Source organism: Planctomycetia bacterium, assembly GCA_021413845.1.
Classification (GTDB): Bacteria; Planctomycetota; Planctomycetia; order Pirellulales; family PNKZ01; genus PNKZ01.
The window spans coordinates 1-12,395 of record JAIOPP010000086.1; the positions used below are offsets into that span (position 1 = coordinate 1).

Below are 12,395 nucleotides of genomic sequence, written 5' to 3' on the forward strand. Positions count from 1 at the left end.
CCGGCGAGACGGCTTCGTCGCCGGATTCGAATCCAATCGACAAAGTCGGTCTGAAGCCGGGTGTCGGAGGATCGCGAGAATAAGCAACCGTGTCGGTAATCTTCAGTCGACACGTAAACCGCATCCACGGCAAGGAGCTGCGACATCGGCGGAGAGTTTAATCTGTTCGAACTAACGTTCCTCGCACATTCGATTCGGCAAGTCGGTCATGACGCAGAGCACATTTTGCCGTGATCGGCGAATTGGAACGCGAACGTATGGTTTCGAGCGATTACCGGACGCCGGCAAGCAGAATAGGAGTGACTCGTGGAGCACTGGAGTCGACGACGACCGTATTCGAATGCGATCGGACTCGCATCATTCCGATCGTTGCGATTCGGCGTGTCAGGCTTCTCAGGCGGTGCCGTATTTCGGGCAGGAGACGACGTACGACCGATTCCTGGTCTCTCCGAAGTTATTTCGCTGCCGGCTTAACGTCGCGAACGTATTCGTGGCAAGTGACGCAAGTCGACGTCAAATGTTGATAAGTGTAGAGAGCTCCGTCCGCGTTCTTTTCCTTAGCGAGATGCACGAGTTTCTCCGAGAGGCGATGAAACTCGGCGCTGTAGTGGTCGTAGACGGCATCACGTTTCGTGGTGTGCCATTCGTCGATGTCGCGGAGCTGCCGTGCGCCGCGATCGATTAAATCGAAGTCACCGTACATCAAACCTTCCAGCGTCTGTTGAGAAGCGGCGAGCTTGGCTCGCATGAGAATCGCGTCACGTTTCTCTTCGCGACTCGGATCGGCGGCTCGCGTGCTCAGAGAGTCGATCAGAATCCCTGCGATCAGGAGGCCTGCCAGAGAGAATGCGACGATCTTCATGACTTTAATTCCTCTTATGTGATATGGGCCGACACGTTCGTCCGCTTCGCGATCCCCGTGCCGTGAGTATCTCACGATCTTGCCGATCGTTCACAGCTTTCCGTAATCGGATTCCGAAGCCTCGATCCCGAGCTGCTCGGCGACTCTCCGATGATCGGGAACGATATGCGATATTTACGCATCGTCGGGACATCGTTTTTCAGAACCATTGCGCCGCTATTAATGCAAACGACATGCCCTCGGTTTCGACATGAAAAACTCATTGCCACGGCGAAGAATCGATCCCGTGGAGGTCAGTCGCCCCGGTCCTTAAAGGGCGGGCCTGTGCGATTGAGAGCATCTCTTCGCCGAAAGCGCGCCGTATCGCACACCCGTCGTTGTCGTCTGGAGCGGTCGACGTAGTGCAATCGAGTCTTTGAGGGAGCGAATCGTACATGGAGGTGCGTATCTCCTGCCGACAACGAGTTGCGGTACGGCGATTGCTTTTCGCTGCGAGTCGACTCGGTCGCTCGATATCATCGTTGGGCCGTGTTGGGAGATTTCGCCGACGTTCGCGCTATGCTCATGCAGGCTATTAAGGATCGCGCGAAGGCGTTCGAGCTGAAGCAGCAACTTGATCGGATGAGCGTGTTCAAAGATTATGAGGACCGATGTCCGGAGCTCTTTAAGCATCCCGAGTAAACGACGGTATTCACCTTTCAGAACGCGCACGTCGCCCGAACCGCATGGAGAAACGAACGATGTCCAACGAAACCGAGACCTTACACGATCGAGTCGAGGCATGTCGCCGGCACCTGACAACGGCGGAACTCAACGCGGACGTGCGCCGCGAACTATTGCAACTGCTGGCCGATTTAGACGAGCGACTTGCGAACCAAGCCTCGTCGTCGAAGTCCGCGACGGTGAAAACCCGGACCGAACAGACACTCCCGTCACCGATCGAGCGCTTGAGAGACCTCGAACGGTCCGTCGAAGCGACCCATCCGGTGCTTTGCGGACTGGTCGGGAATTTAGCCGACGCGTTGAGCCGCTTGGGAGTCTGAGTCGGATCTCGCGATTCTACGACTCGCCGCGCGCTCACGCTCGAGCGGTTTGCAGCGCATTCTCCAAAGCTTCTCGAATCATCACCAACTCCCCGACATTCTCCAACGTGAGTAGACCGACGAGCGCTGCTTTGCGAAGCACAGGCATCGTCGGGCAGTCGCGGGTTTGAAAGCGCTCGATTGCGACGGTGAGCGGCTCATCGGCATCGGCGGTCGAAAACGTTCGTTGCATCGCCGTTTCAATCGTTCCCTCGCTACCGGCCCGAGCGAGCGACCTCAGGAGATCGCTGCGAGTCAACACGCCGACGACCCGAGCGTTATCGATGACGGGAAAGTCGTGCTGCGAGCCGGCAAGGATCAACTGAATCGCGCGATGGATCGAATCTTGCGGAGCAAGGCTTTGAAAGTCGGTAAGCATGGCCTTCGCAACGGAGATTCCGTTGAGCGACGACTTCATCCGGACCTCACCGGCTTCCTGGGGGGCACCGATCCAAACGAAAAGCGCAACGAACAGCAGAATCGGGTTCGCTAGGAGTCCGACCAATGCGAACAGCAACGCTAACGATTGTCCGACCGAGGCCGCGATCTGCGTCGCACGCGCGTAGTCGAGTCGTGTGGCAAGTAAGGCTCGCAACACCCGCCCGCCATCCATGGGAAACGCGGGCAAGAGATTGAAGAGCCCCAGAAAAACGTTTACGACCAAGAGCCTTTGCCAAAAAGGAACTTCGTTCGGCGGCAGCTGCTCCATCGGAATATAGGAGCGCGTGAGCTGCAATCCGACGAACACGACCGCGGCGATGACCATATTCACCGCCGGACCGGCCAGTGCGACCCACAATTCTTGACGAGGATTCTCGGGAATTCGCTCCATGCGTGCGACCCCGCCGATCGGCAGCAGCGTGATATCGCGAGTCCTAATGCCGAATCGAGCCGCGGTCAGGGCATGCCCGAGCTCGTGCAGGACGATGCAGCCGAAGATCGCGAGTACGAACCCCACTCCTTCCAACGCCGAGACAAGACCTTGCCGTTCCGACCAATCGCTGAGAAATGCGAATGCCAACAGAATGAAGAACGTGGCATGCACGTAGACGGCGATGCCTCTCACTTCTCCGATTTTCCAAGACCATTTCATCGCATTGTCGTCCGTGGTCGGTGGGGATGAACATTCGATACGAAGTCCTCTCGGCTCTAGAAGCAATAGCCATGCCGCCGGTGACCTGTTCGCGGACGAGTGATGTCGGTCGAAATCACCTACTCATTCGAGACGATCACCTTGAGTGCATGAGTCGTTTTCGCGTTTCCGAAGGTCTCGTAGGCTTTCACGATATCGTTCAGCGCATAGCGATGGGTGATCAATTGTTGCGGTCGGAGCTTGCCGGTGGTAATCGTCTTCAGTAGCAGTGGCGTCGTCACGGTGTCGACGAGACGAGTCGTCAGCGTGATGTTCTGCGACCAAAGTTTGTCTAGGTTCAATTGGACCGGCTTGCCGTGTACGCCGATGTTGGCGATGCGTCCTCCCGCTGCGACGATGGTTTGGCAAAGATCGAAACTCGCCGGGATTCCCACCGCTTCGACGACCACGTCGAAACCGACGCCGTCTGTGAGACTCATGATCTTCTCGACGGCAGCCGCGTCGCCGCCGTTGACCGTCGCGCTCGCCCCCAGTCGCCGAGCGACTTCCAGCCGGTTGTCGTCGACATCGACGACGACGATCGTTGCAGGCGAATAAAACTGCGCCGTCAACAGCGTGGCGAGTCCGATCGGCCCACCGCCGACGATCACGACCGAATCGCCCGGCTGCACTCGGCCGTTCAGCACACCGCATTCGTAGCTCGTCGGCAGAATGTCGCTCAGCATCACGACGGCTTCCTCGTCGCATCCGTCGGGAACGCGATGTAGGCTGCCGTCGGCATGCGGAATCCGCACGAACTCCGCTTGCGTCCCGTCGATCCGGTTCCCGAGCAACCAACCGCCGTCGGAGCAATGCGAATACATTCCCCTCTTGCAGTTCGAGCATCTGCCGCATGAGGTGATGCAGGAAACGAGCACGCGGTCGCCGACACTCACGGTCGACACTCCGGTGCCGATGTTTTCGACGACGCCGATTCCTTCGTGCCCCAGGATTCGGCCTTCCGAGACCGTCGGAACGTCCCCTTTGATGATATGCAGATCGGTCCCGCAGATCGTCGTCTTCGTGAGCCGAACGATTGCGTCGGTCGCTGATTGAAGCGACGGTCGGGGCCTTTCTCCAAACCCGATCTCGCCGTTACGGCGATAAATCAAAGCCTTCATCGGAAAATCTCGAACTCTTGTTAAATGAAGGAAAGTTTCCGATGTGGCATGCCACGACTCGACACGCAGACACGATTAGGGGCTTATGCGAGCGATGCGCGTACTTTCGATCGCTTCCTTCGCGGCAGCGATTTCTTCGTCTTTCCGGCATCGAAGTAAGCTTCGACGAGCGCTCGAAGTTGTCGATCGGTCAGCTTGTCGCCGGCTTGGACTTTAGCGACTGCCGGTGCGGATCGTTTGGTGTCGAGAAACTTCGCAAACTCCTTCTTCGCCGTGCTCGGACCGAGAATCAGCAGCCGGCGGACGTTCCTTAACTGCTTTTCCAACTCCCGATAGAAGTTCGTGCGTACCGCCATCGACTTTCGTTCCAATCGGGCCTCGGCGACGAGGTCGTTCTTCGTATATGCCGGCTTCGCCGTCCCCTTCTTGGGATCGACTTTGACGGCGGGAGACGCGTCGAGTTTCACGATCTTGCGTTCCGGATCGTTCAAGTAAACGATCACCGCATGCTCGGAATCGACCCAAATACCTGCATTCGTAGCCATGACAGGCTCCTTCGAAACTGACGACCGAAAATTGTTTTAATTCGTGCCCGCAACCATCGTTCGCTCACTATCGTTGCCCCAAGTGGATCGGAGCCGGCACGTCCAGACCGGCCGTACGGACGTCGCGGACGTGTTTGTGGCAATTGACGCATTGCATCGTGAGGCCGACGTAGGCGAACGCCGCCGCATCGATGTTCTTCTTCTTCGCGGCCGCCGCGACCCGATCGGCGGCACGACGGAATTCGATGCTGTGTTGCAGGTAGTCCGCAGTCTGCAACACTTGCCACATTTCGTCACGGCTTTGAATGCTGAGATCCTGCGCGCTCTTTTCGATCAACTGGAAGTCGGCCAGCGCGATCCCTTCGAGAAGCTTCTCCGAATGTGCGAGCTTGAGCCGCATAAACGGCGCGACCTTGTTCGGGTCTGCGGTGTGACCCGACGTGACGGAGAGCCCGAGGGCGGCGAAAGCGACGGCGAACAGAATTCGGCGTTTCATGACTTGTTCCTTCGACTAAGGGGAAAGGGCATATTCGGTGAAATCGAGAGACACGATGCGGTTGAATCAAACGTCGAGACCCGAGTCTTCGTTGAAGGCTCGCGATAGCAGAGAATTCTCCGCAGCTTCATGTGCGTTGAGTCGCTTCGCGAAGAGTGCGTAGTCGGCCTTCAGATTCGCCCAGACGAGCGGCGCGGCGTCGGCCGCACGAGCGTGGTCGAGCATCTCATCGGCGGCCGCAAGAAATTCGCCGTGTTGTCGTTGGAGAATCGCTGCCTGCGGCGCGATTTGCGGTACGCGCACGATCGCCTCTTCCAAGTAGCCGCCGTTCTCTTCTTGCTCGAAATGACGAGCCAGGCGATCGCGCAGCGCGGAAACGAACTCCGTCAATTCCGCAATCCGCGCGGTCGATGCATCGACTTCGCGCGTCTCGTCCAAGATGCGGTGAATTCTTTCGATCGCCGTGTGCAACTCACGGTGCTCGCTCACGGCTTGCGTGTAGTACGGGTTAACCTCGTGGACGTGGTAGCCGTTGTTCATGATTTGCACCCCGCAACGACGGCCGCTTCGGTCTTCGAGGTCGGCTTCACCACCATGACCGGGCATTCGGCTTCGCGCATCACTTCTTCCGCGACGCTGCCCATTAAGAGTCGGCCTAGACCGGTCCGCCCGTGGCTGCTCATCACGATGAGATCGACGTCTTCCTCTTTCGCCACGCTTAGAATCGCCGAAGCCGGTAGGCCCGGCGCGAAACGGTACTGACAGGGGACGGCCGGATCTCGCGGCTTTACGGCCATGAGCATTTTCCGCAGCATCTCCGCGTCGGGCTCCGGATCGCCGTAGTAGTACAGGCCGTCGCCATACATCGCCGGCGGCTCCTGCACATGCACGATAACGAGTAAGGCGTGCCGTTCGCGGGCTAGGTCCGCCGCATATTCCAAAGCGGCATCGCCCTTGCTTGAGAAATCCGTGGGGAAAAGAATCTTGCGAGTTTTCATGAATAGGTCTCGGCAATTCGGAAGAGACTTCGCTGGTTGCGATTGATCCCTTTTGCGAATCAGATGCCGATCGAGCTCCGGCCGCGTCGTTTTTGGCAAAACCGATACCTACGAGCCGGAAAACCGAGCGATGATGAGCATTGCGGACCCGATCCGGTCGAGATTGCTCAGATGGGCGTTTACGCACATGCAGCGCGGTTCCGCACGCTGCGAGCCGCGGGATGCACACTTCCGTTGCGTCGAATCAGCGGAATGGAGTGATTTCGTTTGGTTGCCCCTGTGGCATAGCGGTTGCTTTGTCGTTGCCGGAAGTCGAAATCACTGCGTATACCCGGCGCTTGGGCCGAACTCCCTCAACGGAAGACTTTGATTCTCCATGAATGAAACTCAAATGCCGCAGACCGTCGACTTATTGATCGTCGACGACGATGACGAATACCGGAGCACGGTCGTGCGGCGGCTCGGTCGCCGCGGCTACCGGATTCAAGAAGCTTCGAACGGCGAGGCTGCGCTTGAAGCGGCACAGCGCCGCGAATTCGATGTGGCATTGCTCGACATGGTGATGCCCGGAATGTCCGGCGTCGACCTGACGGAAAAGCTCAAAGCGATCCAGCCCGACTGTGAGGTCGTGTTGCTCACCGGGCAGGGAACCGTCGAGACGGCCGTACGCAGCATGAAGCTTGGGGCATTCGACTATCTGATGAAACCTTGCCCGTTAGCCGATCTGGAAGTCGTGATCGAACGGGCCGCGGCACGGAGACGACTCACTAAGGAAAACACTCAGCTCAAGCAGGTCTTGGCTCGGGGGCAGGCGACTCCCGACATGATCGGAAATTCTCCGGCGATCCGCGAGGTCTATCATCTCATCGAACGCGCAGGGCCGACCGACAAAGCGATTCTCGTCGAGGGGGAAAGCGGCACCGGCAAAGAGTTGGTCGCTCGCGCGTTGCATCGTCATAGTTTGCGTGCCGATAAGCCGTTGGTCGTGATCAATTGCGCCGCGCTGGCCGAGACATTGTTGGAAAGCGAACTGTTCGGGCACGAGAAGGGTTCGTTTACCGGTGCCATCGCCAGTAAACCCGGCCTCTTCGAAATGGCCGACGGCGGAACGCTGTTCATCGATGAAATCGGCGAGACGCCGGGCTCGCTGCAGCCTAAGCTGCTCCGCGTATTCGAAGACGGCTCGATGCGACGCATCGGCTCGGTGAAAGAACGACGCGTCGACGTGCGCATCGTGGCGGCGACGAATCGAGACATGGCTGCCGAGGTGAAGGCCGGTCGGTTCCGCGAGGATTTGTACTACCGGATCAACGTCATGTCGCTGCGGTTGCCGCCGCTGCGCGAGCGTAACGGCGACGTTACGCTCTTGGTCCGAAAGTTCCTCGGCAATGATTGGCAGATCGAGCCCGAAGCCTTGGCAGCGATCGAGCGCTACTCGTGGCCGGGTAATATCCGGCAGCTCATCAATGCGATCGATCGAGCCAAGATCCTTGCCGACGACCGCGTCGTGCGCCTCAAGGATCTTCCTCGCGATGTCGTTCAAGGGCCAGAGCCGGCTGCAGCTATGCCGCCACGCGCGGCCGGCTTGGCCCTCGATTCAGCCGATTCTTCCTTGGCTTCGGTGGAGCGTACGCACGTCGTCGAGGTTCTGCGACGTGAGCGAGGCAATAAGGCCCGGGCCGCCCGAGCACTCGGCGTCAACCGTCGGAGCCTCTATCGCCTATTGGAACGTTACGGGCTCTCCGCCGACGGCTCGCCGACCGTTGCGAGCGGGCAGACGTCGTAGGGCATCGCAGCGCGCGGGCGCGTGACATGGTGACACACTTGGCCCGATCCGGCGCGCTTGCCGTACGCCGTCTCTCGCCAAGGCAGTTGCAAGATCAGGCGAGAATCGCGCCCTAAGTCGTTGCCGTTGAGGCACTCCGATAGCGCGACGAACGAAATCGCAAGAGCCTCGTCCGGCACGGCATCGTGGTTGCGTTGACTGAATCGTCGCGAGTCTCAGGTACGACTCGATTCGCTCCACGATTCTTCACGAGAGGGAACTCAACCATGTCCAGCATCACGTTTCATGGCGACGCTACCGTCGCTCCGATTCCGGCAACCGTGAAGCGGCCTGCCGCGACGCTCAAGACCGCATCGTGGCGCGACGGGCCTGAAATGCACGAAGACGATGCGCTCGCACTCCGCATCGTCTCGGCGATTATCTTTGCAGCCGTTGCCCTCGGGACGCTCGCAATGCTAGGAACCGTGCTCATTTGCGGTTGAAGCCGGTCCGCTTGCCGGCGACTTAGCCGCCCGGCGGATTAGACATCTCCGGCCGGTGGCGCTCGAAGAACGATATGAAACGAACTCCCTTGGCCGAGGATCGACTCCGCCCAAACGCGGCCTTCTTGATGTTCGATCATCGTCTTCGTGAAGTAGAGGCCGAGGCCGGAGCCGGGCTGGCTACGGTGTTGCATGGAGCGTCGAAACGGGGCGAAGATCATTTCCAGATCTTCGCGCGGAATGCCCGGCCCGTTGTCGGAAATAATGAACTCGAAGCCGTCGGCATGAGTTCTCGTTTCTACGTGGATGCGGCCGGGAACTCGTTCGATGTATTTGATGGCATTCGAGAGGAGGTTGTAGAACGACTCACGCAAGCGAACCGCATCCCCCCAAACCACGGGCATCATCTTGGGAAGGTCCAAATCGATCTGTTTGCCTTGCATAGCCGGGCGGAGTCGTTCGACTGCTTCAGCCAAGGCCGCTTGGCTGGAAACTTCGTGCAACGTTTTCTCTAGATCGAAAGAGGTCGTCACTGAAAGCAATTCGTCGATCATCTTGCTCATGCCGAACGTTCGACGTCGGGCCGACTCAATGAGTTGCTTCGCTTCGGCCGGCATCTGCTCGCCGAACTCGTCGAGTGCTTCGTCGCAGAAGTTCGCGACGGTCGCGAGCGGAGTCTTGAGATCGTGCGAGGCAAGATGCGCGAACTGGCGGAGTTCGATGTTCGCCTTCCAATACATCTCGAGCGCTTGCTGCATCGTCTGCGTGGCACGCGTGAAATAGGCTTCGAGCGTCAGGCCGAGATCAAGGAACACGACCTTCAACAGCGATAACAGACCCTCGACTTGCGGCGGTATGATCGCCCCATCGGCTGACAGATATCGCTGAAACGACTGTTGCAGAAATTGACTGTACGCGCCGAGAAAGAGCTCCGGATCGATCCCGACGGCGGCATGAGTTTGACCGACGAGGAGTCGCCGCTCGACGTACTCCGAATTCCATTCGGCTTGAAGCAAGGAAACGAAGTGTTCGAGTTGGGCGTGCTTCAAACGCTCGACAAGTTTGGGATCGGCGAGAAACCGCGCGGAATCCGGGAAGGACAAGAGATGCCGATAAAACACTTCGACCAACTCGGTGGTAAACTTCTCGAACTCCGGTGCGAGTTCACGAAGACGAGCTTGATCCTCGGTGCCGAGGTCGAGATAGGCTAATCGCTCGGCAAGCTTCTCGGCGTCGTTGCCTCGTTCGCTGCGGGAGTTCCGCGGTACTAGCGATGGGTTATCGGCCATGACTCTTCCGAGAATGAAAGCAGCGGTCGGGTGGTGGATGATTGCGGCGAGACGCTCGCGGAAAAAGTAAGAGTCAAGAAGTTATAACTCAATCGAAGGGAGCTATCGAATCGATGCCCGATAAATCCGCATCGATCGCCGTTCTCGCAGTACTCGGTCTCGCTTCGCATGCACTCTTGCGATGGACGCCGATTCTTGCACCGGAACACATGAACCGTGTGGCTTGGCCGCTGTTCTTCGTGCTCATCGCCGGCGGTGTGCCGCTCGTTTTCGAACTGCTGAAGAAGCTCTTGCGCCGAGAATTCGGCTCGGATCTGCTCGCCGGAATCTCGATCGTCACCTCGGTGTTGCTCGAAGAGTATCTCGCGGGGAGCTTCGTCGTGCTGATGCTTGCCGGGGGCGAAGCGGTGGAAGCCTATGCCGTTCGGCGCGCCTCGTCGGTCTTGGAAGCCTTAGCCAAGCGAATGCCGAAAATCGCACATCGTAAGATCGAAGGAAGATTCGAAGACGTTCCTCTAGAGCAAGTCGCGGTCGGCGAGTTGCTCGTCGTTCTGCCGCATGAATCCTGCCCGGTCGACGCCACTGTCGTCGAAGGACACGGCTCCATGGACGAATCGTATCTCACCGGCGAACCGTATCGAGTCTCGAAGGCCCCAGGTACCACGGTCCTGTCGGGTGCCATCAACGGCGACTCGGCGCTGACGATTCGAGCGGATCGCCCGGCGATCGAATCGCGCTATGCCAAGATCATGCAAGTCATGCGCGAATCGGAGCAGCGGCGCCCCCGACTCCGGCGCCTCGGCGACCAACTCGGTGCGATCTATACGCCGGTGGCCGTGGTAATCGCCGTGCTGGCTTGGTGGCTCAGCGGCGACGCGCGCCGATTTCTTGCGGTACTCGTGGTTGCTACGCCATGCCCGCTCTTGATTGCGATTCCGGTGGCGATCATCGGCGCGATCTCGCTCGCCGCCAAGCGCGGAATCATCGTTCGCGATCCGGCCATTTTGGAAAAGATCGATACCTGCCGCACGGCGATCTTCGATAAAACGGGCACGCTCACCTACGGGAGGCCCGACTTGATCGAAGTTCTTCCGGCGCCGGGCTTCGATCGACAAGTCGTGCTCGCCGATGTGGCGGGCCTAGAGCGATACTCGAAACACCCCTTGGCCACGGCCGTGCTGACGGCGGCCGAAAAAGATCACTTAGTGCTGAGCGCTGCCTCCGAGGTCAGCGAACCGCCCGGCGCCGGGATGAGCGGCAAGATCGGGAACCGGAGGATCTTGATCACGAGCCGGAAGTTCGTGGCGAAAACTTATCCGAATCAGGCCGAGCTGTTGCCGCCGATCGCGCCGGGTATGGAATGCATCGTCGTGGTCGACGATCGCTACACCGCGACGCTTCGCTTCCGCGATCTTCCACGCAGCGAAAGCAAAGATTTCGTTTCGCATCTGAGGCCGCGCCATCATCTCGATCGCGTGCTCCTCGTTTCGGGCGATCGCGCTTCGGAAGTGAACTACCTCGCCGAACTCGTCGGGATCCGCGAAGTGTTTTCCGGTCAGTCGCCCGAGCAAAAGCTGGAGTTAGTACGTCGCGAAACGGCGCTCGCCCCGACGATCTTTCTCGGCGACGGCATCAACGACGCCCCGGCCCTAACGGCCGCCACGGTCGGAATCGCGATCGGCGGGGGAAACGACGTGCTGACGGAAGCCGCGGGAGCCGTGATCCTCGAAACCTCGATGACCAAAGTCGATGAACTGCTCCATATCTCGATCCGGCTGAAAAAGATCGCGCTGCAGAGTGCGATCGGGGGAATGGCGTTGAGCGTCTTAGGAATGGGATTGGCCGCGCTGGGTTATCTTCCGCCGGTGACCGGAGCGATCGTGCAGGAATTGATCGATTTGGCGGCAGTACTCAACGCGATGCGCACGTCGATAATCCCGAGCTCCTCCGCAACGGATATGAGGCGTTGACTAATTCACCCGAAGCTTCGCCGATCTCTTTGCGTCACAGCACCACGCCCGGCTAGAATTACCACCGCATCGTCACAACGGCAAACGTTTGCCGTCCGGCGTAATCTAAGTATTCAATCGGGAAATCAGTCATGGCCGAAGGCACGATTAAGAAGTTGACGGACAAAGGATTTGGATTCATCAAGACGGCGACGGAAAAAGACCTCTTTTTCCATTCCAAAGCCCTTCAAGGCGTCGAGTTCGACGATTTGCGGGAAGGACAAAAGGTCTCGTACACCGAAGGCCGTGGTCCGAAGGGGCCGTGTGCCGAGAACGTCAAAGTGGTGTAGATGCGAAGTGAAGGAGATTAGTATGGACCGCAGCCGAAAAGCGAATCGTGAAGGCAGCGAAGCCTTGCTTCAAGTCAAGAGCCGACAAGCGGCGATGGGTGTTGAAGAGCGGGGCGAGGACAAGCTCACTCAATTGGAGATGTTCGTCCAGTCGCTGAAAAAAACGCCTGCCGGAGGCACGGACCTCCAACACCGCCTCAAACTTTTCGGCGAATGCAAACGATTCGAAGGCGAATCGTCGGGGCAGTTCTACGGTCGGCTACGCAATTGGTTGGACCGGTCCCTACCGAAAACTAATGCTCC

14 protein-coding genes are annotated in these 12,395 nt (G+C 58.7%); 6 read left to right on the forward strand and 8 right to left on the reverse strand.

The features are described from left to right. Positions 1-454: 454 nt before the first annotated feature. Positions 455-862 carry a hypothetical protein gene (locus K8U03_15890; GenBank protein ID MCE9606377.1) on the reverse strand — a complete coding sequence of 136 codons (408 nt, stop codon included), beginning with the start codon at positions 860-862 and terminating at the stop codon, positions 455-457. Positions 863-1,602: 740 nt separating this feature from the next. Here K8U03_15890 and K8U03_15895 point away from each other — a divergent pair. Beyond that, positions 1,603-1,905, forward strand: coding sequence for a DUF4404 family protein (locus tag K8U03_15895; GenBank protein ID MCE9606378.1), 303 nt, complete (start codon positions 1,603-1,605; stop codon positions 1,903-1,905). Between the two features lie 34 nt (positions 1,906-1,939). Here K8U03_15895 and K8U03_15900 read toward each other — a convergent pair whose 3' ends face one another. The 6 genes from K8U03_15900 to K8U03_15925 all read right to left on the reverse strand — a co-directional run bounded on the left by K8U03_15900 (position 1,940) and on the right by K8U03_15925 (position 6,236). After that, positions 1,940-3,037, reverse strand: a complete 1,098-nt coding sequence (locus K8U03_15900) for a site-2 protease family protein (GenBank protein MCE9606379.1) — start codon at positions 3,035-3,037, stop codon at positions 1,940-1,942. A gap of 119 nt (positions 3,038-3,156) precedes the next feature. After that, entirely contained in the window at positions 3,157-4,197 is a 1,041-nt protein-coding gene (locus K8U03_15905) for a zinc-dependent alcohol dehydrogenase family protein (GenBank protein MCE9606380.1), read from the reverse strand. 83 nt (positions 4,198-4,280) lie between these two features. Beyond that, entirely contained in the window at positions 4,281-4,742 is a 462-nt protein-coding gene (locus K8U03_15910) for a hypothetical protein (protein MCE9606381.1), read from the reverse strand. Positions 4,743-4,809: 67 nt separating this feature from the next. Next, a complete protein-coding gene (locus K8U03_15915) occupies positions 4,810-5,238 on the reverse strand; it encodes a hypothetical protein (protein MCE9606382.1) in 429 nt (142 codons plus the stop codon). Between the two features lie 66 nt (positions 5,239-5,304). Beyond that, positions 5,305-5,778, reverse strand: coding sequence for a hemerythrin domain-containing protein (locus K8U03_15920; protein ID MCE9606383.1), 474 nt, complete (start codon positions 5,776-5,778; stop codon positions 5,305-5,307). Further along, positions 5,775-6,236 (reverse strand): universal stress protein, encoded by a 462-nt coding sequence (locus K8U03_15925; protein ID MCE9606384.1) that lies wholly within the window; start codon positions 6,234-6,236, stop codon positions 5,775-5,777. Before K8U03_15925 ends, K8U03_15920 begins: the two co-directional genes overlap by 4 nt. Before the next feature lie 391 nt (positions 6,237-6,627). On the opposite strand from K8U03_15925, the gene K8U03_15930 reads away from it, so the two are divergent. Together K8U03_15930 and K8U03_15935 are read left to right on the forward strand one after the other, a co-directional pair. Continuing rightward, positions 6,628-8,022: a sigma-54 dependent transcriptional regulator gene (locus K8U03_15930; protein MCE9606385.1), complete on the forward strand. Its 1,395-nt coding sequence runs from the start codon at positions 6,628-6,630 to the stop codon at positions 8,020-8,022. A 266-nt stretch (positions 8,023-8,288) separates the two neighbouring features. Continuing rightward, complete coding sequence (locus K8U03_15935; GenBank protein ID MCE9606386.1) at positions 8,289-8,504, forward strand: hypothetical protein; 216 nt, start codon at positions 8,289-8,291, stop codon at positions 8,502-8,504. 38 nt (positions 8,505-8,542) lie between these two features. Here the strand turns inward: K8U03_15935 and K8U03_15940 are convergent, their stop codons facing one another. Beyond that, a complete protein-coding gene (locus K8U03_15940) occupies positions 8,543-9,793 on the reverse strand; it encodes a hypothetical protein (GenBank protein ID MCE9606387.1) in 1,251 nt (416 codons plus the stop codon). 113 nt (positions 9,794-9,906) lie between these two features. Between K8U03_15940 and K8U03_15945 the strand changes: the two genes are divergently transcribed. The 3 genes from K8U03_15945 to K8U03_15955 all read left to right on the forward strand — a co-directional run. After that, positions 9,907-11,763, forward strand: a complete 1,857-nt coding sequence (locus tag K8U03_15945) for a heavy metal translocating P-type ATPase (protein MCE9606388.1) — start codon at positions 9,907-9,909, stop codon at positions 11,761-11,763. Between the two features lie 131 nt (positions 11,764-11,894). After that, entirely contained in the window at positions 11,895-12,092 is a 198-nt protein-coding gene (locus K8U03_15950; protein ID MCE9606389.1) for a cold shock domain-containing protein, read from the forward strand. Between the two features lie 22 nt (positions 12,093-12,114). Next, a partial coding sequence (locus K8U03_15955; GenBank protein ID MCE9606390.1) for a hypothetical protein occupies positions 12,115-12,395 on the forward strand: 281 nt, incomplete at its 3' end.